Below are 21,746 nucleotides of genomic sequence, written 5' to 3'. Positions count from 1 at the left end.
ACGAATTTATGTATTAAAGAAATCTCTATGGCAATGAAATATTAATTTAATGTGTGAATGATAATTTGAACATTGATTTATTATATATTCTCTCCATATGTTTATTACAATAGGCGTACCTCAACATTTCCACAAAAAAATTCAACATGAGAAAACGTTGATTTATTTATTTTATATAATATTTCCATTAAATATTTAAAAGCAATTTCCTTTAAGATAAATGGTGTTAATAAGAGCTAATATAGTATTCAAATCAAGTTATGTAATGTTCAAAATCACTTATTATGTATGTCTAATTCCTTGCTAAACGTAGGTTTACAAAACAAATAAAAAAAGCCGCATTTGCGACTCATGAACGGATAGAACTAACACCTATTTTAGGTGAATGACTTACCTTTTAATCGCGTCAACAATTAGCGATGGAAAACCAAGTTTGTCGCCTCTATTTCTAGAATCATACCTTTTCGAGCGGAAAATAACGCCGTCATTCGCATCCCATTCTGTGTAATAAAATTGACCATTTTCATCACAATATTCAAGTAAAACTACCTCAAATCCAGCAATTTCAAACATTTTCGTTAATGTTTTATAATTATGTACGATTTTATGGCTTGCAGCTGGGTGGTCTTTCGGGCCAGGGCCGCCTATTTGAACTATATTTTGGTAGGTTTCATCTCGGAAAAATGCATCAGGCACTCCGCACCGAATATGACCTGATGGCTTTAAAAATTTATAACAAATTTCAGCTGCTTTTACACCTTCTTCAAAAGTAAGATGTTCCCATACATGCTCTGCTAAAATAGCTGAAATGGAATTGTATTCAAATCTTTCTTCCCAAGTGGTATTGTCTAGTAAATTAAGTTCATCTTCTTGCGTTTGAACCCAACCTGGATTATTATTAAATACTCCAGCTCCGACTACTACTTTAATTTCGTCTTGCTTAATTGCCATCACTTTCACCTCATAAATCTTTTAATGTATTAATATATTCTATGTTTACTATATTTTTTCCTTCTTCAACTAAAGTGCCAGTTAGTTCAATAAGATAGATAACAAAACTTCTGTTGTTTTTACTTATCCTCCCACATACAGCAAAAACGTTTATAGTACAAAATAAAAAGCGAAAAGAATAATTCCCTCCGCTTTTTATAGCAATAAATACATTTCATATTGTGCTAAAGAATTCTTTTCAAATCCAGATTTCTTTAAAAACCCTTTCAGTAAATTGTTGTTTGGAAACCCAATTGATAAACTTGATAACTTTAATTCTTCACTTGCTACCTGTAATAATTTCGTCCCAGCACCAATATTTCTATAGTCTTTGTCTATGAAAATAAAACTAATTTTTCCTTGTTCATTTACACATACAGAACCTTTTATATCACTATCAACATATGCACCGTAAAATGTATGATTTGTTTTTTCAATATAATCAATATCATTTTGCCAATTTATATGGAAGTTTAGCCATTTCTGAATTTCAACTTTAAATGTTGGAAATTCTAATTGTTTTACTTCAATATTTTTATTACCTTTATTCATTATTTTAGTTAAATCATTTAAATTATAATAAGAAAGATCATATACTTTTTCATAACCTAATTTGTTATAAAAATGAATCGCCCGATCGTTTCCTACAATAACTTCAAGGAAAAGCTGCTTACATTTATTTTGTGTCGCTTCTTCTTTATGTAACTCAAATAACTTTTGACTTACACCAATGCCTCGAAACTCTGGATGAACAGCTAATGTTCCGCAGCGCATTGTTTTTATACTTTCATATACCTTAATACCACCAAGTATTACACCAACAGATTTGTCACCGTCTAATGCAATAAAGGAGTGTTCTAGCATATTCCCTTCTGGTCCAAAAAATCTTTTAATAAAATCTTCTTTTGAAACTTCCATTTTAATAATGTAATCTGAAAATCCATCCTTAAAAGCTTTATACACTAAATCTATACTTACTTCACTACATCTTTTGTATTGAATCATATAGGTATAATCCCCCGCTTTGACTTGTTATAAACTGCATTCAAATACATGAAATGAATTACCTTCACCATATCCATCTTTTATTTCATGAACAACAATTTGACTAAACCCATTAGTAATAAGTATATTTTCAAATTCTTTTAAATTATATAGTCTTATAGGAAAATCCATAATCTCAGTTTCTTTTATTTTCTCATCATGAATGATTTCATATTTCAGTATAATATTTAGAAGTTTTTGCGCCTTATCGTATGAAACTTTTCTATATTCAACAATTAATTCATTGTTAATTTCTTTTCTATTTGTCTCTATCCAATCTAGAATTTGTTCTATTTCACTTCCACCTTGTACAACTGTAAGAAGTAATTTTCCATTTTCCTTTAAGTTGTTTTTCATATTTTGAAGACTATTGTCTACTAAATTATTTGGTAAAAGTGAAAATGAACCGATAGGAATCATAATGAGATCGTATTTTTTATCACTATGATATTCTTCTATTCTTCCTTGTGATACAACCGGTTTTAAGTTTACTTTTTCTGCTTTATCTTTACAAACTTTAAGCATATCTTTCGAAATATCGAACCCTTCTATATTCACACCATTTTGCATAAAGGGAATTAACATTCTACCATTTCCGCACATTGGTTCTAACACATGTATATTTTTATCTTTTGCAAAAGAAAGATAAAAATCCAATTCTTTTCCACTCGCAATTGATTTATCACTTTCATATATCTTTGTACAAAGTTCTCCATAATACGTATGCAATTATAATTCACCTCTTAATTTGAAATGAGCGGGATATTCCCCCTCTTGTTATCTATTGTTAACTACAGTAATCTCATAAACACGTAAAAAAGTAATTAAATGCTCACACGCTCGTTCACATGCTAACATTTTAAAAACCTTTTGTTCTTCTTTCGTTTTGTCATTCGCTTGATCTGAGGCAGCTTTTAAACATAGAAATGGTTTGTTATTTACACGACATACATAAGCAAATGCTGCCACTTCTTGATCAACGGCTAAAGCACCGTATACAGTATGAAGTAAATACCTCATTTCTGAACTTCGAATACGTTGATCTCCAGATAGAAATGTACCAAAATGGACCGGGTCATACGAACGCAATTTCTTCATTCGTTTTACGAGCGATTTAGTTGTTTCAATAGGTGCTGTTCTACCATCATATAGATTAAAACTATCTTCTCCTGAACCAGCCGCTGTAACATCATGCTGCAAAGTATTAAGAGCTACAACGATGTGTCCATTTTTCACCTTATCTGATAAACTCCCGCAAATCCCTGTCATAAATAACTGGTCTGGCTGGAATTCACTTATTAATAGTTGTACACAACTAGCACAACTTACTTTACCGACACCAGTTACAACTGAAATAACTTCTAATTCATTAATAGAATGAAAATGAAATTCCCAAGCTGCTATTTTTTCTACACGCTCACTTGGATAATGTTGATGCAAATACGTAAGCTCTGGTTCCCATGCAGATACAATTGCGATCCTTTTCATTACACACTTCACTTCCTCCTATTTTCATGTAAATAAGTCATCTATACTCTCTCGTTCATATTCTGGTATCCACTCTTTATACTTCTCATATAAATCCCGTATCTTTTCTTTATTCTTCGCAATTACTTCACATCCTCTATCATCGTCAACTCCCCTCACTGAGATGAAGCATTTCAGTGGGGCTTGAGTTAGAACTCTAGGTCTTTTCGTCTATCGCTAGACAGTTTGACGCTCTAGAGTTCATGCCACCTTATGGTAACACCCCAAGTAAGTTTTTGGTTGGTACTGGCAACGAACTCTCGTTTTCCCACTTGCACCACCCTTTCGAAAAAGAGCAATTCTTCCTTGTAGAAGAAGCCACCACTCAGATTACTCCGGCGTGTGCTACAAGCCCCGACAAGTCGAGTACACATGGATGGTTGACGCACCCACTAAGCCATGCACGAAGCAACAGCCTTACTTTTTTGCACTTCTAATAGGATCGGCGTTTTCACTTTAAGATTTTCATGTAATTCTACAACTCTTGATTTTTGCAATGTATTCAACGCACCATTAATATCCGCATGGATACACTTTCCTGATTTACTTTGATACAGACCACGAGTGATTCGTTTGCCACTAAAACGATAATTAATCTCATCATCCTTAAACCAAACAGGAATCCTATCTTTATCTAGGAAACTGGCTTTTGAAGTATAGCTTTCTTCTTGTTTCAAAAATCGGATGCCTTCTTTTACACATTTATTCTCAATTGCTGAAATCAGTTTATGAAATGGGATTTGAACAAATTTTTGATTATTCTTTTTTCCCATATCAGATTTTTGTTTCCAACCAGTGTTATAACCTACGACAACAGTATCTATCTTGAATACTTTCACTTTCTTAAACAACAGGCCTACAGTTTGTGAAATGTAACCATTTATTTGTCTTTCTCGTTTATGCCAAAGTGCAGCCATTTGATTCGTTACAACACGTTTTGAAAGTCCATTTTCCATATTTTTCTGTTGTAGATTACGTATCACTTTGTTGAAGTATTGGTTAATGGATTTTAATTTTTTCCCATCAATTAAGAATGTATCACCTGTATTTGTTGCACAACTTAATAATCTGTCTACACCTAAATCGCAACTCAAAGCGTTACTAGTAGTCGTGGATTGTTTCTTCATTTGAGAAACGTGCATCTCATATGTATAATGCACCTCAAAGAACCGACCTTTTTGCTTGGGTACAATCTCAATGTAGGAAATTTTTTTATTTCTTAAATTTTTAGGCATACGTATTTTAATGGAACCGAATTTTTTCCTGAATGCCACATTCATCGGAATCATCCAATACCCGTTATCATCAACTTTTGGAACTTGATAGATTTCAATGATTCGTTTGTCAGTTGAACCAGAATACTTCGGAAACTTAGGACGATCTGTGAATTTCTCAGGATTTTTCTTCCACTGTTCCAATGCTTTAAAAAAGCTCTTCACTTCTGTATATAAGGCTCTACGAATAGCTTGAACAGAGTTTGATTGAATGCCCCAATAGTTCATATCGGCTTGCATGGCAGTGTCCACTTCTTTTACAGTAGCCATTTTATTATTGTTCAAATAACTTTGTTTAATGGTGTACAATCCAACATTTCGCAATGCTTTTGAACTATGCGACATGCGTTGAAGTAAACGAAATTCTTTAGCCGTGAGGCAAGCTCGTCCGATATTCTGTTTCTGAGTGAATCGTTGCATGTTTTCTATTTTCTTTTGTTTACGTAATACTTTAACTGCTTTCTTTCTAGCCATTGTTTTCACCACCCTTCTCAGAGAGTTCAGCCTATTGACTGACGGCAATTCATCTCCCCCTGAATTGTTGGGCTTCACCCGTAACACAAATCAGATGGAGTCTTCTTGCCGAAAAGGATAAATAAACATGATATATCTTTCGTTGCATTTATGAGAAATACATCTGGATAAGAAATTTCTTTCTTACGCCCAAAACGCGGGTGGAGCCCTGAGAAATCTTCATGATTAGCAGCTTTAATAAGCGATTGGTATTTAATATCTTCCGCAAAGCATTTTAACGAAAATTGCTATGTACAATATAAATCTACTTCTTCATCATTAAATAAAAATGGTAAAGTTTCTTGTCTAACCTGAAACTTTAATTCCCTCTTTTTAATAAATCGATTATATACATTTATTTTCTGCGAATTTTTCACATTTTCCTTTTTAAATCAATAAACATTTGTTACTAAAAACACTTCATCTTCTTTTGAAAATATATCTTCAAATAAATATTTATTATATGTATATAGTCGAGAGAAGTATTCCATGTTTAAATCGTCGTTTCCTTCTATATTTTGATATTTATCTTTCCCAAAATCAAAATGAAGATGATTTTCCCACTGAAAGTATATGAACGGTACTAATGTAACTCCTGGGAATGTTTGATTCATATATTCTTTTAATTGCATTTTTATACCCTTTCTACTCTACAATTTCTTTTAAATTCCGAATTGAATGTTTATATGTAAATTCTTTATTGTATTTTAATAGAAAAGCTTTAATATCATTTTCTATTTTTCCAGTTGGAGTAAATGAATATATATCATTATATAACATAGCAAGTCCCCCTTATAACTATCTTTCAGTATAATGTGGAGTTTAAATATCCTTCTTATTTTATATTCGTTATGAATGTTTTAATTCCTTTTTAATACGATACATGAAATTTTATGTAGAAACATCACTACAAAATACATAAATGTTTGATATTATAGTAATGTTGATTAATTGTAAGGAAAGGAACTAACTATAAAATGAATAAAAACATATTAATTATTGATGATGATAAAGATATTGTAGAATTACTGGCTGTTTATTTACGAAATGAAGGCTATAACATTTATAAAGCTTATGATGGTGATGAAGCATTACAAATGATATGTACATATGAAGTTGACCTTATGCTTTTAGATATTATGATGCCAAAACGAAACGGATTGGAAGTTTGTCAAGAAGTGCGTGAAAATAATACCGTACCTATCCTTATGCTTAGTGCAAAGGCTGAAGATATGGATAAAATTTTAGGACTTATGACCGGCGCAGATGATTATATGATTAAACCGTTTAATCCACTAGAATTAGTGGCTAGAGTGAAAGCTTTATTACGAAGATCCTCTTTCCAAAATGCTACTTCCCAAAAGAATGAAGATGGTATTATTCGTATTCGTTCTGTTGAAATACATAAACATAATCATACTGTTAAAGTAAATGGAGAATATATTAAACTCACCTCTATCGAATTTGATATTTTATATTTACTAGCGAGTAATACTGGAAGAGTATTTAGCTCTGAAGAGATATTCGAACGAGTTTGGAATGAAGACGGTTATGGTTCTAATAAAACGGTAATGGTCCATATTAGTAATTTACGCGATAAACTTGAAACCGTAATGAATGGTGAAAAACTAATTCATACGGTTTGGGGAGTAGGATATAAAATTGAGAAATGAAGCATTTGATATATTAAAAGATATACCAAAGTGGAAGCTTATTTTTTGGCTTTTATTAGCTATCACTCTTACACCAATTACCGAATTAATTATATTTCGCCTCGTAACGAGTGTAATTGAGAGTTCACTTACTCTAAGCGAACTAGGAAAAGAATTCATTAGAATTTTTGGCCATGAAAAATATATTGGATTAAAAGAGTCTTTATGGATGATGATTGTATCTTATTTGTTTTTATTTTCTATTTTCTCATCCTATTTATACATTTTTTATCGTCATGAAAGAAAGGTTTACTATGAAACTTGTATAAAAAAAATGATTGAAGAGATTCGGTATATTGCAAGTGGAAACTTTAATCATAAAGTTTCCATCGTACACCATAATTATTTAGAAGAACTGGCAACTGGGGTCAATCAAATTATTGAGCAATTAAAAGTATCAATTGATGAAGAAAGACAGGCAGAACAAGCAAAAAGCGAACTTATTACAAATGTATCACATGACTTACGAACCCCTCTTACATCTATAGTTGGATACGTAAATTTAATCCATCATGATAATTATAGAGATGAAGTAGAATTACGATACTATATTCAAGTCATTTACGATAAAGTAACTCGTCTTAATGCATTAATGAATGACTTGTTTGAATATACACGCGTTCAAAATAAAGAATTAAGTTTATATTCTGCTCCCATTGATATTGTGGAATTGCTTGGACAATTAACTGTCCAATTTCGGATACAGCTTCAAGAAGCTAATATTGAATGTCGCCCTTCTTTCCCATCTCAAAAGCTAATGGTACTAGCTGATGGGGATAAATTAGTACGTGTGTTTGAAAATCTAATCATAAACGCTATTACTTATGGAAATGATGGAGATCATATTGATATTACCGCTTACGAAAGCAATAACATGATTACAATTGATATAACAAATTACGGACAACCTATCCCTAGTACTGATTTACCTCATATTTTTGAACGTTTTTATCGTGTTGAAAAATCACGTTCAACAAACACTGGTGGATCTGGGCTCGGATTAGCAATTGCAAAAAGTATTGTTGAATTGCATAAAGGAACAATTGAAGTATATAGCGATGATAAAAAAACAACTTTCACTGTAAAATTATTCCCTTATAAAGCTTAATACCACATATTTATAGGTTCAATTTTTTATCATATAAGAAATTGAACCTTTTATATTCCATCAATATCCAAAATTTAATAATCCTTTATAATTCTTTAGAAATTCTTTACCTTTTCTTTCTTCCTAATTAAGCATTCCTTTTTACAATAATATTATTGATGTAATAGTAGGAGGATCGCTAATGCAATTCTTGAAAAAAATAACAGTTTTATTATTATCTTTTCTTATTACTGCACTTATCGTTTTATATTTTTATCTTTATGTAAATGGTCCAATTATTCAAGCTAAATCAGCTATTTTAATAGATACTAATTCTGGTGAGATTGTTTATAAAAAAAATGAAGAAACTCCTATACAATCAGCTACTTTATCTAAATTAATGACAGAGTATATCGCACTGGAACAACTGAATGAAGGAAAAATACAGTTAGATGAATTAGTAAAAATAAGTAACGAAGTTTTCCGAGCAGAAACGAGTCCCATACAAGTAACTTCGAAAGATAAAACGACGGTTCGTGATTTACTTCATGCATTGTTTTTGACAGGGAATAATCGTTCCGCACTTGCCCTTGCAGAACACATTGCTGGAAACGAAGATAACTTTACACTTTTAATGAATGACAAAGCAAAACAACTAAAGTTATCACAACCATCCCCGTTTCTAAATGCTACTGGAATTAATAACGATACGAATAAACAATCAACTACAACATCGATAGACGTCGCTAAACTAGCAACACAATTAGTAAAAAACTTTCCAGATGTATTGAATGTTACGAAACTAACCTCTTACCAATTTACCTTCAAAGATTCAAAAGTTTTCAATACAAATAAAATGATATATTCCCTTAATAAAAACATTAAACTCCAAGGTGTTGACGGCTTACAAACTAGTTTTTCAACTAATGGTAATTATAGTTTTGTCAGTACAGCCACACGAGGAGATACTAGACTTATTTCAGTAATATTAGACGCCGGTGATGAAAACAGTACTTTTATTGAAACAAAAAAGTTACTTCAGTACGGTTTTGATCCTTCCTCGTACTCTGCACTCCAAGCTTTTAAAGATGCTGTTACATCTTGGACAATATTGTTTCAGTTTAAAAATTTAATCATACAAACGATTATGATCTTTTTCATCATTACAATCTTAATGTTTTTATATATACGTCAAAAAAAAGCCGAGGATTTTAATTAAGAAATCTTCTTATATATAAAAACCGACTTGCGTTTACACTGCAAGTCGGTTTCTAAATCTACAATCCTCTTCCAATTAAATTCGCTGAAACGGGCTGAAGATTTAATTCTCTTGCCCGTATAGATAGCTGGCCAATGTGCTGAATTTCATGCACAATTACATGTCGTAACACTTCTCCGTATGTATATATTTTGTCTGTCCACGAAGCTTTTAATATCTTATATTCTAGGTCACCAGACCATATTTGCAAAAACTCTTCTAATTCTCGTCGATATGAATCAGATAGCGCTTTCACTTTTTGGATTAATTGATAATCTTTAAACTGCGGTTCTCGATCTTTTTTTCCTTGAAGAGCATTAATCCAGCTATACTCTACATCTACAATATGAAATAGTGTTTTTAAAATACTCCCTACACCGCCAACCCGTTTGCGAAGCAATTCTTCCTCAGTGAGTTGCTCACACAACTTAAACCAATCCTGTCTTACTTGCCAATTATACCGAAATAAAACCAGCACATTTATCACTCTCCATATCTATTATCCACTTCACAGCATCTATTACATAATGTGGCTCATCTTTTTGAATATAGTGACCGCTATTTTTTGCAATAATAAATTTATTATTGGTTGATAATTGTAATAATTCTTCTTGCAATTGTAACCATTTCAGTTGTGCATCTGCTGAATAAAAATCTTTTTTTCCAGCAGTTAACGCGACAAGTGGAATATCACTCATTGATTTACAATGTCGATCTGCTTCACCTAGACTAAACATAAACTCTTCATATGAACTTTCATATACAAATTGCTTATAGTAAGCTTCTTGAAATTCTGGAGGCATTATTGGTAAAAAATCTTCTTTATAATTTTCTGGTGTTGAATCAACCAAAACGATTCCCAACATACCATCAGGATAAAAAGTCGTAAATAAACGTGCATTAATACCACCAAATGAATGACCTACAAATATATATGGTGGGCTTAAATGAAGTTGCTTTAAACAATCTCTTAAATCTTTTACCATTTCAGAACTAATGCGTAGCTTAGAGCTATTCTCACTTTTTCCTAATCCAGCTCGATCATATGTGAGTACCGTTCCATATTCCGTCAGCCCTTCAGCAATATGATCCCATGCCTTTGAATAATCACCATAACCTGCTTCCAATATTATAACTGGTCGCTTCTTCTTTCCTTGGAATATTTTCGTATATATTTTAAAGTTATCAACTGGTACATATTCCTCAATACATTTAACCATTGACAATCACTTCTCTTCGATTAAGTTCCTCTACAACATGATTAATTATTTCACTTACAGATAAAGATCCATCCCATACGATATCTGAATTCGGCTTAACAGTATGAATTGCCTCTAAATAAGCTTTTCTCGCATGTGTCATGTAATGCTTCAAATCATTATGTATTTCATCCATTGTACCTTCTTTAAAATCTCGCAAAATTCTTCTAGCCATCGCGATATCTAAAGGAGTGTCGATAAATATAGTTACATCCATGCATTCTCGCATTTCACTATTTAAGTATGCAAAGGGATAATCTACAATAATATAGTCTAAATTACTAGCTTGTATAAAATGCTGAATATCATTAATTAATGGTGTAAGTACCCATTCATCATAATTAGCTCCATCATCAATCCATTTACAAATATCAACCGGACTGTTATCAAATTTATATCTATCAAAATATAGAGCCTTTGAGTTTTTCAACTCATGAGCTAAACTTTCTGTAATGGTAGTTTTACCGCCCCCTGAAACAGCTGCAATTGAAATTATTTTAGTTTTTTTATTCACGATTCCCACCAAATCCCTTTTGTTAACATAATATAATTATAAAATACTATTGTTGTTTATTGTTCCATTCATATTCTAACATGCTCATTTCCCATAAGTTCCAATACTTAGCTCCTACTTTTCTTGACTCTCTTAATAATCCTTCTTTTACAAATCCTATTTTTTCGTAACATGAAATGGCTGACGTATTAAAATCATAAACACCAAGAGTAACTCTATGCAGTTTCAATTCTTCAAAAGCAACCTGAAGTACTGCTTTCATCATATATTTCCCTATTGAATGTCCTCTCATTTCCGTATCACCAACTAGCACTTTTCCAATTCTTGCAGATTTATTTATATTATCTATTTGTCCAAGCGAAATATGACCAATAACTGCTTCAGTCTCTTCATCTATTACTTTGAAAGCGAGTGTATTTGCACTTTCTATATATTTCTCTAATTGCTGTTCATTTAAAGGATATGTAAATGCATTTCCTGACCATTGTATTAAAAACCCTTCGGAATCGACCCAATTAATTAATTGTTTGAAATCAGTTCTTGTAAATTGTTTCAGCTTGATCACTCTCATTCTCCTTTCACACAACCTTTTATACACCTTCAAATTTATTTCTATATGAAAAATATATTCCCTTTTAAACAAAATAAAAAGCCATTCGTAAGAATGGCTTAGCATCAATAAAGCATAATTAATCTTTATTTGCTACGTCAACACCGTTAAAATCAAACTCATCAGTAACAGTTGTAGCAGGTGGTAAAATTGCTTCAATTTTACAAAGAGATATAATTGCTGCAACTGAACCAGGAATAGCAGCTAGCTTAACAACATCGCAAGTTACCGAAGAAACAGTACCTATATAAGTACGTTCTTCAGTGTTAATTCGCACTGTTTTATTAATTAATTTTTTAAGCTCATCTCTAATTCCTTGTACACAAGAGCTGTCACATTTTTCATTCTTTTCCTTTTTACACTCTTCAAAAATGTCCCAACAATCATCATGCTTACACGTACATTTCTTTCTACAATTATTAAATCGAGAACCCAAAACCTCACCCCCTAATCCTTTCTACTAGTAAAGTATGTCCAATAGCTTAAAAGTGTACGAGACAAAAGCATAGAAATAAAAAAACAAACACTTGTACTAAACCTTCTTATTTATACTTTTAATAAGCCGGCTCCTTGAATAGGGACCACCTTTTCCTATTACTTCACATATACATAGGCTTTGTTCGCAGTGATATGGTGTATTTTTCCTTTACCATTGTGAAATATACATTCAAAAAAGCGTACTCCAAAATAAGATATTATTTAAAATCTTAACGTTTCCTTCAACAAGTGTTTGTTGATTAATATCATAACCAGTAGTTCTCTCAACTATCTCCTGAAAATTAGCATAGTTTGTATGAATTCTATATCTAGTAGAAAGCACTCTATCATATAAAGGTAAAATAATAGGTTAATAAACAAGCCATTCTTTTACTAAAACATAGAATAGTATGAATCCTATTGAAGGGAGGTATAAAAGAATGTCCTGGAAAAATGATTGCTGGAGTTCTAAGAAAAAGCATTGTTGTGATGACTGGTGGAAATCTAAAGAAAAGAATCATTGTGATGATGATTGGAGTTCTAAGGAAAAGCATTGTAATGATGATTGGTGGAAATCTAAAGAAAAGAATCATTGTGATGATGATTGGAGTTCTAAACGAAATAAGTGTCGTTGTAAATGTTTCTTTATTTGTTGTCATTGTAAAAGAAAAAATTGGTAATTTTTTCAATATCGACTTAAAAGAGAGAACATGTCTTTTGTGACCGATAAATACTAGAATGTAATATACAAAAAGCTGACTAAGTATAGTCAGCTTTTTGTCAATGAACACGTAGAGATTTATTTTAATATAGTTCTTATTAGAAAAGGATTATTTTATATAGATTACTATAAGCATCCATAAAGCCAAGGCGCCAATGATAGCGAGCGCTATACGTGTAGATAGTACCCTTAATTCAAAGTCTGTTTTCTTGGAGGGTTCAGGATATGCAATTATGTAGATTCCCTTTAATAATGCAAGCCATGCAATAACCGTTAGGAACCCCTGCCAATTGAATACCCATACATTATGTAGGATTACACTACCTAACCCTAGGAAAATCGATAGAAAACCATACATAATACCAAATCCTCTGTCTTCAACCACTAATTTTTTCAATTCACGTAGTACCGATGGACGTACGAAAAGTATTCCCGATACGATAACCGTTATCCATCCCCAAAACAATCCTAAAAAAGTACTAGTTTCCATTATTAGTTCACTCCCCTCAATTATTTATATTTCAGATATTCCCCCCTTTAGAACAATTCCAACATCTTTATATATAGGCTAAATTCTGCTCTTTTTTAATACAAACATGGCATATTCTATGCCCATCCTTAATCACCTCATTTCTCTACAAAATGAAATTTTTATATCATTCTTCATCATCATCTATCCGAATCAACCGAAGTCGCTTTGTACTATTACCGCACACTTTTTCATAGCTTGGAGCTAACATGCACCAAAGCCAATATAATGATTTATTCGCCTTTTCACTAACCTCTAAAATTGTCCCCTCTGTAATAAAATGATCACCTTAATACAATGTATACTCGCTTGTCCCATGGAATCATCATTATTCCCCTCCCTATTAAAATAGCGTTTTTGTTTCAAATAATGCTCTCATTAATTTGGACGCATTTACCAGTATATTTACCAAAAAATTCATGATATCGTTAACTAGTCGAGTACGTCATTACTTGACGATTACCCTTAGGAGCCCTGCAGACAATCGGGGTTCCTTTTATTTAAATAAGGATTTTGTTTAAACTTTACAAAACTCACCTATATTAAACTATCTTCTAAAATTCCTATTGAACATTTATAATACTTTTAAACAGTTTAAATTCTACAATCAGTAATGGAGGCATTTTAATGGGAAACATCCCAAAAATATCATCACAACAATCAAATCCTAAGATACCCTCACAGCAAGTGAACCCTAACACCCAACAAGGTAATAATAAAAAAACAAGACGCCGTATTATAACTACTTTGGCTTTTATATTATCTGTAATTTTTGTCCTTCAATATTCTCTTAATAACCAACAAGAAATGATTAAAGAAAAACAAATCACGCTTAATACAGAGCAACAAAAATTATCTTCTTTAAAGAAGGATGGTCATTCCCTTAAAAATGATGTTAAGGCTTTAACAGGTAGTGAAGAAGAAATTTTAAAATTCGCAAGGAAACTGTATGGATTTTCCAAACCGAATGAAACTATATTTCAAATAACTGAATAAAATTACACTGCATTACCCAAAAAGGCGATTTGACGATAATCGCCTTTTTATATTTAATTTCTAAAATAAACATACTAATTTCTTTTTCTATCAAATAACTATTTTGTTTAATTTATTAAAATACAACCGCTTGTCCATTTCACATTGCTCTATCATTACATTTACTATTAGTAATACGATTTTTAGAGGTGATAAATAATGGACGAGTTTTTATATTTTGCTGCACTTAATCCGGGTTCTATTGGACCTACCCTTCCACCTGTTCAACCCTTTCAATTCCCTACTGGTCCCACCGGTTCTACAGGAGCTACTGGCTCAACCGGATCAACTGGTTCTACCGGACCAACTGGCTCAACCGGATCAACTGGTTCTACCGGACCAACTGGACCAACCGGATCAACCGGATCAACCGGATCAACTGGTTCTACCGGACCAACCGGATCGACCGGTTCTACCGGACCAACTGGACCAACTGGATTTAATCTTCCTGCTGGGCCTGCCTCTATTACCTTGACTTCTAACGAAACCACAGCATGTGTATCCACTCAAGGAAATAATACTTTATTTTTTTCGGGTCAAGTATTAGTAAACGGTAGTCCTACTCCAGGAGTAGTGGTCAGTTTTTCATTCAGTAACCCTTCTCTTGCTTTCATGGTTCCTCTTGCGGTCATTACCAATGCTTCAGGTAACTTTACCGCTGTATTTCTAGCCGCTAATGGGCCTGGAACAGTAACCGTTACTGCTTCACTTCTTGATTCTCCTGGAACAATGGCTAGCGTCACTATTACCATTGTGAATTGTCCATAATGGTTTTATTTTTAAGGACTAAGCAATATCTAATAAGATGAGCACTGATTTACAGTGCTCTTTTTTATCATTGGGATGTTCCTTTCAAATAAAATTTCGTAACACCCTACTAAAATAACGCTTTTATTAAGAACTAATGATCTTTATATTTCTTAAGCTTGTCATCACAAGTAATTTTTATAATTAGTTAAATTCTCAATATAGTTTATGTATATAATTCCATTCAAAGATACATAATACCCACGTAACTATTTAAAAGCACTTCGTTTTTATATCTAAGTTCAAAAAGGAGCTACATAACATGGATAAAAAAGATTTATTAAGTCAACAACTTGATCATGTGTCATCAGATGCGCTGAATACTCCTAGTAAGGCCCAAGAGCAAATGCAAGAAACATCTCAGGAGGCACATGATTCAAACAAAAAGGACAGTACTCAAGCTTTACATGGCGAAGATTTACCAATTTCAGATGTATATAGAACAACGAACAAACAGTAAATTTAAAAGGGAAAAATCTTAAGAACCAGTGAACTTAATTCTTTTCCCTTTTCCTATTTAAATAACACTTTTATATGAAACCCGTACACATTTTTGACACATCCACTATCACAATCTCCTGAAAATTCGTGATAATATTAATTTGTCGGATACGCCAAATTTCGACATTGAACGACAATGATATCTCCCTTATTGAATCCCTGTCCCCCAGGGATTTCTCCTTTTATTCATTACTTTTTTCTTCACTAAATTTTCATTCTTAACAAAATTCAATCACTCCATTGAATAGACAGCCATAGTATCCTATTTTGATAAAAACTAAAAACAAACAGATATACTTAACACTAATAGTATATTTTTTAACTTCAAATTTACTTTTTCTCTCTTATCTTTTTGTAAACATTAAAAATGAGCTCTATGTAAATAGAGCTCATTCGTAATTTTATAGTTTGCTAGACTGTAACCCCTGAATAAACGGAACTACTTCAGGATTTACAAGTGACGATAAATCTCCTAACTCTTTTCCTAAGTAAGCTGCTTTAATAACACGTCGCATTACTTTAGAATTTCGTGTTTTTGGTAAATCTTCTACAACGTGGATGTCTTTTGGACATAAAGCTTTACCAATATGAGAGTTTACTAAACTCATTAATTCTTTCTTTAATTCTCCTGAGAATGTTACACCATCTCGTAATACAACAAAACAATGACAAACTTCTCCTTTTACATCATCCGGTACACCAACTGCCGCTGCTTCTATTACCTCATTATGTTTCACAAGAATAGATTCATATTCAGCAGGCCCAATACGTTTCCCTGCAATATTTAGCGTATCGTCTGAACGTCCTGTGATGATGTATTGCTCACCGTCATAAATAACCCAGTCCCCATGGACCCATTTATTTTCAAAGCGTGACCAATATGTGTTTACATAACGTTCATCATCTTCCCAGAAACTTTTCGTCATACCTACCCAAGGTTTTTCTAAACATAATTCTCCGACTTCATCTCGAATTGGTTTACCTTGATCATCAAGTACAACCGCTGCCATTCCTGGTAAAGATGCGTTAAAACTAATCGGTGCGATCGGCTTAATTAGGACATTCCCGAAAATCCCACCTGAAATTTCAGTTCCACCTGAATAGTTACAAATTGGTACTTTACCTTTACCAACTGTATTAAATAACCACATCCATGGGTCTGGATTCCAAGGTTCTCCTGTTGATGCGAATACTTCTAAACTCTTTAACGAGTGTTTATTTACATATTCATCACCTTTTGCCATTAATGCACGGATTAACGTTGGTGAAATACCGAGATGAGTAATTTCATATTTATCGACTGTCTCCCATAAGCGGTCTGCTTCTGGAAAGTCTGGGACACCTTCATACATAACCATTGTTGCGCCATTAATTAAAGAGCCGAATAGTAAAAATGGTCCCATCATCCAGCCCATATCAGTTACCCATAACACTCGGTCGCCTTGTTTTATATTCATTCCAAATCCTGCATCAAATGCAGATTTTAGCGGAAAACCAGCATGTGTGTGTACTGTCCCCTTCGGCTTACCAGTCGTTCCAGATGTATATATAAGCATTAATGGATCATCACTGTTCATTTCTTCAGCATGTATAAATGGTTTTTCTTTTTCTAACGTACTCCATGAAAAATCATAATTATGCGGTGTAAAATCATTTCCTGCATGACGAACAATTACCACCTTTTCAACAGTTGGACAATGTTCACAAGCTTTATCTACTTCATCTTTTAATGAAACAATTTTCCCACGGCGTGAAAAGCCATCTGCGGTAATAACCATTTTTGAACCAGCTGCTTGTACACGTGTCATTACTGCATCAGCAGCAAAACCTGAGAATATTGGTGAAATAATCGCTCCAATTTTCATTACCGCTAACATAGCAACAACTGTTTCAGGAATCATTGGCATGTAAATTGTTACACGATCACCTTTTTCAATACCAGCATGTTTCAAACCGTTGGCAACACGGCTTACCCAGCTGTCAAGCTCTTCATATGTAAATGATTTCGAAGTTCCGTTTTCCCCTTCATACATAAGTGCTGCTTGTGTTTTCGTTTTATCGTCTGCAAGCCAGCGAGATAAAGCAGATTCTACAACGTTACAAGTTCCCTCAGTATACCACTGTGCAAACGGTGTACCATTTTCTAAATCTAACACTTCTGTATATGGTTTCATCCACTGATAGCCAACTGCTCCCTCAGCTTCTCCCCAAAACCAAGCTGTTTCTTCAATTGACTTATTATAAAAAGCTTCGTAATCTTCATAGCCTAATGATTTCATCCAACCAAATAAACGCGTTTTTTCTTTATATTCTTCTGTTGGAAACCAAACTGCTTGTTTCATGTTTTCCCCTCCTTGACTTTTTGAGCAAGAAAGCCCTAAATAGGGCTTTTAAACTGGATATACAGGATGTTTACGATCTGTGAATACTTGATATTTACTCATATACATTTCGAATCGTCCTTTTAACTCTTCACGTAAATTATTTGGATGAACAATACCATCAATCACCATCTCAGATGCTAAACGGTAAATATCAATATCTTTCTTATACTCTTCTCGTTTTTCAGCAATAAAGCTTGCACGCTCTTCTTCTGGTAAAGCTGCAATCTTATTTGCATATACAGCATTAACCGCTGCTTCTGGACCCATTACCGCAATAGAAGCTGTTGGTAATGCTAAGCAGCAATCTGGTTCAAACGCTGGACCTGCCATTGCATATAAGCCAGCTCCATATGCTTTTCGAACGACGATAGAAATTTTCGGTACAGTTGCTTCACTCATTGCAGAGATCATTTTTGCACCGTGACGAATAATTCCGGCACGTTCTACTTTTGTACCAATCATAAATCCAGGTACATCTGCAAGGAATAATAATGGAATATGGTATGCATCGCATAAATTTATAAACTTCGCTGCTTTATCAGCTGAATCGTGGAATAATACGCCGCCCTTCATACGCGGCTGATTTGCAATAATGCCAATTGGCTTACCATCAATACGCGCTAAACCTGTAATTAGTTCTTGAGCAAATAATTTTTTCACTTCAAAGAAAGAACCTTCATCAATAATTCTGTTAATGAGATCTTTCATATTGAAAGGAGCATTTTGATTTTCTGGAATGATTTCTTCTAACGTTTTATCGAACTGTTTCGGTTCTTGAGGTGTAATCAAAGGAGTCTTTTCTAAATAGTTACTTGGAAAATAAGAAATATATTGTCTCGCTTGCGTAATTGCATCTTCTTCTGTTTTACATAAAACATCTCCGCATCCTGATACTGAGCAATGCATACGTGCTCCGCCCATTTCTTCCAAAGTTACCTTCTCACCGATAACCATTTCAGCCATACGCGGAGACCCTAAATACATAGAAGCATTTCCTTCAACCATCATAACAACGTCACAAAATGCTGGAATATACGCACCACCAGCTGCTGAAGGTCCAAATAATAAACAAATTTGTGGCACTTTTCCAGATAATTTCACTTGGTTATAAAAAATTCTTCCCGCACCGCGGCGTCCAGGGAACATTTCAACTTGATCTGTAATACGTGCCCCAGCGGAGTCAACTAAATAAAATAACGGCACACGTAATTTCTCAGCCGTTTCTTGAATACGTAAAATCTTTTCAACTGTACGTGCTCCCCATGATCCAGCCTTAACAGTTGAATCATTTGCCATTACGCAAGCAGTACGACCATGTATTTTACCAGTTGCAGTTACAACGCCGTCAGCTGGTAACCCGGTTTGTTCACAATTTGCAAATAATGCATCTTCCACATATTCACCATTATCGAATAAAAGAGCTAAACGATCTCGAACAAAAAGTTTTCCTTTTGCTTTGTTTTGTTCATGATATTTCGTTGCCCCGCCTTGCTTAATTGTTTCAACTCGTTCTTCAAATGAATTAGATTGTTGTTTTTGATCTAACATATTTACTCCCCCTTATACATTGGTTTGCGTTTTTCCTTGAATGCCTGTAATCCTTCTAATCTATCTTTCGTATGGATTACGCCCTCATACGCCTGTTTTTCCATTTGTAATCCGGTATGTAAATCTACTTGAATACCATTTGAAATTGCTTCTTTTGCTAATCGAACAGCAATTGGACCATTTTTAGCAATTCGATCTGCAATTTCAATTGCTTTCTCTTCTAGTAAATCAGCTGGTACTACGAATTCTACTAAACCATATTCTTTCGCTTCTTGCGCCGAAATACGTCTTCCTGTATAAATTAATTCTTTCGCTCTACCGACTCCAATTAATCTCGGTAAACGCTGAGTACCACCTGCTCCAGGTATAATTGCAAGAGAAGTTTCAGTAAGACCTAGAATTGCAGTGTCAGAAGCAATTCTAAAATCACAAGCTAAGCTTAATTCAGTACCTCCACCAAGTGCGATTCCATTAATAGCAGCAATAACTGGTTGTGGTAATTGTTCCACCATCTCCATAGTAGAACGAATCATACCCACAGCATGGCGAACTTGTTCTTCACTCATGTTGGCACGCTCTTTTAGATCAGCACCAGCGCAAAATGCTTTTTCGCCATCCCCTGTTAAAATAACAACGCGCGTATTTGATTCTTCATTTATTTGAGTTAATATAGTTTGTAATTCTTCTAATAATGCCAAAGATAATGAGTTTGCTTGTCTTTCACGATTTAACGAAATCTTTACAACGTGCGGTGTAACATAGTCAACTGAAATGTTTTGTAATTGTAGCATCTTCTCACCTACTTATCGTTTTATGTTGAAGCGCTCTATACACATGACTCGGTAATTGGATATTTAACTTACTTTGAATAAACTGACTAGCTCTCAATAACTTTTCTTCATCAATATTAGTTTGGACTCCCAGCTTATGGAGCATATGCACTAAGTCATCAGTAGCAACATTACCCGATGCTCCTGGTGCATAAGGACATCCTCCGAGTCCACCACAAGAACTATCAAACGTTGTAATACCATATTCTAAAGACTTAACTACATTCGCCAGAGCCATTCCATACGTATTATGAAAATGCATTGCAAACTGCGAAGCATCATACTTCTTTAATAGATGTTCTAATACTTGTTCTACTTGTAATGGATTCGCTACACCAATCGTGTCACCGAGAGAAACTTCATAAATGCCGTATGAAAATAGTTGATTACATATTTCGTCAACTGCTGTGGCACTTATATCGCCTTCATAAGGACATCCAAATACAGTAGAAACATAGCCCCTTACCTTTTTCCCTTCGAACATTGCCTGTTTTGTTATATCTTCAATTACAGCTAATGCTTCTTTAATAGATTTATTAATATTACTTTTATTGTGAGATTCACTTGCTGATAAAAAAACATTCACCTCATCTACATTTTGCAAAAAAGCTCGTTCCAAACCATTTTGATTTGGAACAAGCGCTGCATATGTAACATCTGGATCCCTTTTTAGCTCAGAAAATACATCACTTGCATCTGCTAATGCAGGAACCCATTTAGGGTGAACGAATGAGGAAACTTCAACGTACGACAATCCCGCTTCTGTAAGTAGTTGAATCCATTTTACTTTATCTTTTGTGCCAACAATCTTTTTTTCATTCTGTAAGCCATCACGTGGCCCGACTTCTTTAATGACAGCAAAATTAGGTAGTTTCAATTCGCTTCCCCCTATATCTCCCTATATCTCCCTATTCAATTTCTAGTAATACATCTCCTTCATTTACAAAATCGCCTTCTTGTACGTTAATTTTCATAACAGTTCCGGCTTCTTCTGAAACGATTGGAATTTCCATTTTCATAGATTCCAAAATGACGACATCCTGCTCTTCCTCTACTGTATCTCCTACTCCTACAACAATTTTCCAAACATTTCCTGCCATCGATGCATATACTTTCGTCATCATTT

General features: G+C 33.6%; 24 protein-coding genes and 4 pseudogenes. 7 read left to right on the top strand and 21 right to left on the bottom strand.

From position 1 onward, the window contains the following. Window positions 1–390 precede the first annotated feature (390 nt). The 8 genes and pseudogenes from NSS97_RS13290 to NSS97_RS13255 all read right to left on the bottom strand — a co-directional run. A complete protein-coding gene (locus tag NSS97_RS13290) occupies window positions 391–954 on the bottom strand; it encodes a class I SAM-dependent methyltransferase (RefSeq protein WP_033728073.1) in 564 nt (187 codons plus the stop codon). Between the two features lie 192 nt (window positions 955–1,146). Further along, complete coding sequence (locus tag NSS97_RS13285) at window positions 1,147–1,995, bottom strand: GNAT family N-acetyltransferase (protein ID WP_107886900.1); 849 nt, start codon at window positions 1,993–1,995, stop codon at window positions 1,147–1,149. Window positions 1,996–2,022: 27 nt separating this feature from the next. Then, complete coding sequence (locus NSS97_RS13280) at window positions 2,023–2,763, bottom strand: class I SAM-dependent methyltransferase (protein ID WP_341112866.1); 741 nt, start codon at window positions 2,761–2,763, stop codon at window positions 2,023–2,025. Window positions 2,764–2,811: 48 nt separating this feature from the next. Further along, on the bottom strand, window positions 2,812–3,522 hold the full coding sequence (gene mtnN / locus NSS97_RS13275; RefSeq protein WP_002016571.1) for a 5'-methylthioadenosine/S-adenosylhomocysteine nucleosidase: 711 nt from the start codon (window positions 3,520–3,522) through the stop codon (window positions 2,812–2,814). Between the two features lie 24 nt (window positions 3,523–3,546). After that, window positions 3,547–3,666 (bottom strand): annotated as a pseudogene (locus NSS97_RS13270) (DUF3885 domain-containing protein); the annotation flags it as partial. 287 nt (window positions 3,667–3,953) lie between these two features. Continuing rightward, window positions 3,954–5,309: a transposase gene (locus NSS97_RS13265; RefSeq protein WP_341112864.1), complete on the bottom strand. Its 1,356-nt coding sequence runs from the start codon at window positions 5,307–5,309 to the stop codon at window positions 3,954–3,956. A gap of 74 nt (window positions 5,310–5,383) precedes the next feature. Then, window positions 5,384–5,980: pseudogene (locus NSS97_RS13260) on the bottom strand (DUF3885 domain-containing protein). A gap of 25 nt (window positions 5,981–6,005) precedes the next feature. Then, window positions 6,006–6,128 (bottom strand): annotated as a pseudogene (locus tag NSS97_RS13255) (HD domain-containing protein); the annotation flags it as partial. A 197-nt stretch (window positions 6,129–6,325) separates the two neighbouring features. Here NSS97_RS13255 and NSS97_RS13250 point away from each other — a divergent pair. The 3 genes from NSS97_RS13250 to NSS97_RS13240 all read left to right on the top strand — a co-directional run bounded on the left by NSS97_RS13250 (window position 6,326) and on the right by NSS97_RS13240 (window position 9,366). Continuing rightward, window positions 6,326–7,021, top strand: a complete 696-nt coding sequence (locus NSS97_RS13250; RefSeq protein WP_002016575.1) for a response regulator transcription factor — start codon at window positions 6,326–6,328, stop codon at window positions 7,019–7,021. Beyond that, window positions 7,011–8,168 (top strand): ATP-binding protein, encoded by a 1,158-nt coding sequence (locus NSS97_RS13245; RefSeq protein WP_107888201.1) that lies wholly within the window; start codon window positions 7,011–7,013, stop codon window positions 8,166–8,168. The genes NSS97_RS13250 and NSS97_RS13245 overlap by 11 nt, the downstream gene beginning before the upstream one ends. 181 nt (window positions 8,169–8,349) lie before the next feature. Beyond that, on the top strand, window positions 8,350–9,366 hold the full coding sequence (locus tag NSS97_RS13240) for a serine hydrolase (protein WP_107888200.1): 1,017 nt from the start codon (window positions 8,350–8,352) through the stop codon (window positions 9,364–9,366). Window positions 9,367–9,424: 58 nt separating this feature from the next. On the opposite strand, the gene NSS97_RS13235 is transcribed toward NSS97_RS13240, so the two are convergent. The 5 genes from NSS97_RS13235 to NSS97_RS13215 all read right to left on the bottom strand — a co-directional run bounded on the left by NSS97_RS13235 (window position 9,425) and on the right by NSS97_RS13215 (window position 12,224). Beyond that, complete coding sequence (locus tag NSS97_RS13235) at window positions 9,425–9,883, bottom strand: DinB family protein (protein ID WP_107888199.1); 459 nt, start codon at window positions 9,881–9,883, stop codon at window positions 9,425–9,427. Further along, window positions 9,861–10,625, bottom strand: coding sequence for an alpha/beta fold hydrolase (locus tag NSS97_RS13230; RefSeq protein ID WP_107888198.1), 765 nt, complete (start codon window positions 10,623–10,625; stop codon window positions 9,861–9,863). The genes NSS97_RS13235 and NSS97_RS13230 overlap by 23 nt, the downstream gene beginning before the upstream one ends. Beyond that, entirely contained in the window at window positions 10,618–11,187 is a 570-nt protein-coding gene (locus NSS97_RS13225) for a hypothetical protein (protein ID WP_181295542.1), read from the bottom strand. The genes NSS97_RS13230 and NSS97_RS13225 overlap by 8 nt, the downstream gene beginning before the upstream one ends. Before the next feature lie 37 nt (window positions 11,188–11,224). Further along, the gene (locus NSS97_RS13220; protein WP_107888197.1) at window positions 11,225–11,743 is read right to left on the bottom strand and encodes a GNAT family N-acetyltransferase; all 519 of its coding nucleotides are present in this window, start codon (window positions 11,741–11,743) and stop codon (window positions 11,225–11,227) included. Between the two features lie 124 nt (window positions 11,744–11,867). Continuing rightward, entirely contained in the window at window positions 11,868–12,224 is a 357-nt protein-coding gene (locus tag NSS97_RS13215; protein WP_107888196.1) for a hypothetical protein, read from the bottom strand. Window positions 12,225–12,685: 461 nt separating this feature from the next. Here NSS97_RS13215 and NSS97_RS13210 point away from each other — a divergent pair, with 461 nt between their 5' ends. Continuing rightward, the gene (locus NSS97_RS13210) at window positions 12,686–12,988 is read left to right on the top strand and encodes a hypothetical protein (RefSeq protein WP_181295540.1); all 303 of its coding nucleotides are present in this window, start codon (window positions 12,686–12,688) and stop codon (window positions 12,986–12,988) included. 107 nt (window positions 12,989–13,095) lie between these two features. Here the strand turns inward: NSS97_RS13210 and NSS97_RS13205 are convergent, their stop codons facing one another. Further along, window positions 13,096–13,476 carry a hypothetical protein gene (locus NSS97_RS13205; RefSeq protein WP_002127497.1) on the bottom strand — a complete coding sequence of 127 codons (381 nt, stop codon included), beginning with the start codon at window positions 13,474–13,476 and terminating at the stop codon, window positions 13,096–13,098. A gap of 666 nt (window positions 13,477–14,142) precedes the next feature. On the opposite strand from NSS97_RS13205, the gene NSS97_RS13200 reads away from it, so the two are divergent. Together NSS97_RS13200 and NSS97_RS13195 are read left to right on the top strand one after the other, a co-directional pair. Then, window positions 14,143–14,511, top strand: a complete 369-nt coding sequence (locus NSS97_RS13200; RefSeq protein ID WP_002200443.1) for an FtsB family cell division protein — start codon at window positions 14,143–14,145, stop codon at window positions 14,509–14,511. 198 nt (window positions 14,512–14,709) lie between these two features. Continuing rightward, window positions 14,710–14,766, top strand: a pseudogene (locus NSS97_RS13195) (exosporium leader peptide-containing protein); the annotation flags it as partial. A 17-nt stretch (window positions 14,767–14,783) separates the two neighbouring features. Here NSS97_RS13195 and NSS97_RS13190 read toward each other — a convergent pair. Together NSS97_RS13190 and NSS97_RS13185 are read right to left on the bottom strand one after the other, a co-directional pair. Next, complete coding sequence (locus tag NSS97_RS13190; RefSeq protein WP_341112853.1) at window positions 14,784–15,041, bottom strand: hypothetical protein; 258 nt, start codon at window positions 15,039–15,041, stop codon at window positions 14,784–14,786. Window positions 15,042–15,086: 45 nt separating this feature from the next. Further along, window positions 15,087–15,302, bottom strand: coding sequence for a hypothetical protein (locus tag NSS97_RS13185; RefSeq protein ID WP_002085442.1), 216 nt, complete (start codon window positions 15,300–15,302; stop codon window positions 15,087–15,089). 317 nt (window positions 15,303–15,619) lie between these two features. On the opposite strand from NSS97_RS13185, the gene NSS97_RS13180 reads away from it, so the two are divergent. Further along, a complete protein-coding gene (locus NSS97_RS13180; protein ID WP_044440827.1) occupies window positions 15,620–15,817 on the top strand; it encodes a hypothetical protein in 198 nt (65 codons plus the stop codon). A gap of 442 nt (window positions 15,818–16,259) precedes the next feature. Here NSS97_RS13180 and NSS97_RS13175 read toward each other — a convergent pair whose 3' ends face one another. The 5 genes from NSS97_RS13175 to NSS97_RS13155 are packed head-to-tail and all read right to left on the bottom strand — an operon-like array spanning window position 16,260 to window position 21,744. Next, window positions 16,260–18,200 carry an AMP-binding protein gene (locus NSS97_RS13175; protein WP_341112848.1) on the bottom strand — a complete coding sequence of 647 codons (1,941 nt, stop codon included), beginning with the start codon at window positions 18,198–18,200 and terminating at the stop codon, window positions 16,260–16,262. A 48-nt stretch (window positions 18,201–18,248) separates the two neighbouring features. Continuing rightward, complete coding sequence (locus tag NSS97_RS13170; protein ID WP_107888194.1) at window positions 18,249–19,790, bottom strand: acyl-CoA carboxylase subunit beta; 1,542 nt, start codon at window positions 19,788–19,790, stop codon at window positions 18,249–18,251. A gap of 2 nt (window positions 19,791–19,792) precedes the next feature. Then, entirely contained in the window at window positions 19,793–20,581 is a 789-nt protein-coding gene (locus tag NSS97_RS13165; protein WP_107888193.1) for an enoyl-CoA hydratase, read from the bottom strand. 4 nt (window positions 20,582–20,585) lie between these two features. Beyond that, window positions 20,586–21,497, bottom strand: a complete 912-nt coding sequence (gene mvaB, locus NSS97_RS13160; protein WP_044440836.1) for a hydroxymethylglutaryl-CoA lyase — start codon at window positions 21,495–21,497, stop codon at window positions 20,586–20,588. Window positions 21,498–21,528: 31 nt separating this feature from the next. Further along, entirely contained in the window at window positions 21,529–21,744 is a 216-nt protein-coding gene (locus NSS97_RS13155) for an acetyl-CoA carboxylase biotin carboxyl carrier protein subunit (RefSeq protein WP_001985297.1), read from the bottom strand. Window positions 21,745–21,746 lie beyond the last annotated feature (2 nt).

Origin of the sequence: Bacillus sp. FSL R12-0074 (assembly GCF_038005725.1) — a bacterium.
GTDB classification, from domain to species: Bacteria; Bacillota; Bacilli; order Bacillales; family Bacillaceae_G; genus Bacillus_A; species Bacillus_A mycoides.
This window is presented reverse-complemented; position numbering and strand designations above follow the sequence as displayed.

Excerpts from the sequence above, each read along its gene's own strand:
- NSS97_RS13285 (WP_107886900.1), bottom strand. The coding sequence starts at position 1,995 with ATGATTCAATACAAAAGATGTAGTGAAGTAAGTATAGATTTAGTGTAT.
- mtnN (WP_002016571.1), bottom strand. The coding sequence starts at position 3,522 with ATGAAAAGGATCGCAATTGTATCTGCATGGGAACCAGAGCTTACGTAT.
- NSS97_RS13265 (WP_341112864.1), bottom strand. The coding sequence starts at position 5,309 with ATGGCTAGAAAGAAAGCAGTTAAAGTATTACGTAAACAAAAGAAAATA.
- NSS97_RS13250 (WP_002016575.1), top strand. The coding sequence starts at position 6,326 with ATGAATAAAAACATATTAATTATTGATGATGATAAAGATATTGTAGAA.
- NSS97_RS13240 (WP_107888200.1), top strand. The coding sequence starts at position 8,350 with ATGCAATTCTTGAAAAAAATAACAGTTTTATTATTATCTTTTCTTATT.
- NSS97_RS13230 (WP_107888198.1), bottom strand. The coding sequence starts at position 10,625 with ATGGTTAAATGTATTGAGGAATATGTACCAGTTGATAACTTTAAAATA.
- NSS97_RS13205 (WP_002127497.1), bottom strand. The coding sequence starts at position 13,476 with ATGGAAACTAGTACTTTTTTAGGATTGTTTTGGGGATGGATAACGGTT.
- NSS97_RS13200 (WP_002200443.1), top strand. The coding sequence starts at position 14,143 with ATGGGAAACATCCCAAAAATATCATCACAACAATCAAATCCTAAGATA.
- NSS97_RS13185 (WP_002085442.1), bottom strand. The coding sequence starts at position 15,302 with ATGGTAATAGTGACGCTAGCCATTGTTCCAGGAGAATCAAGAAGTGAA.
- NSS97_RS13180 (WP_044440827.1), top strand. The coding sequence starts at position 15,620 with ATGGATAAAAAAGATTTATTAAGTCAACAACTTGATCATGTGTCATCA.
- NSS97_RS13175 (WP_341112848.1), bottom strand. The coding sequence starts at position 18,200 with ATGAAACAAGCAGTTTGGTTTCCAACAGAAGAATATAAAGAAAAAACG.
- NSS97_RS13170 (WP_107888194.1), bottom strand. The coding sequence starts at position 19,790 with ATGTTAGATCAAAAACAACAATCTAATTCATTTGAAGAACGAGTTGAA.
- NSS97_RS13165 (WP_107888193.1), bottom strand. The coding sequence starts at position 20,581 with ATGCTACAATTACAAAACATTTCAGTTGACTATGTTACACCGCACGTT.
- NSS97_RS13155 (WP_001985297.1), bottom strand. The coding sequence starts at position 21,744 with ATGATGACGAAAGTATATGCATCGATGGCAGGAAATGTTTGGAAAATT.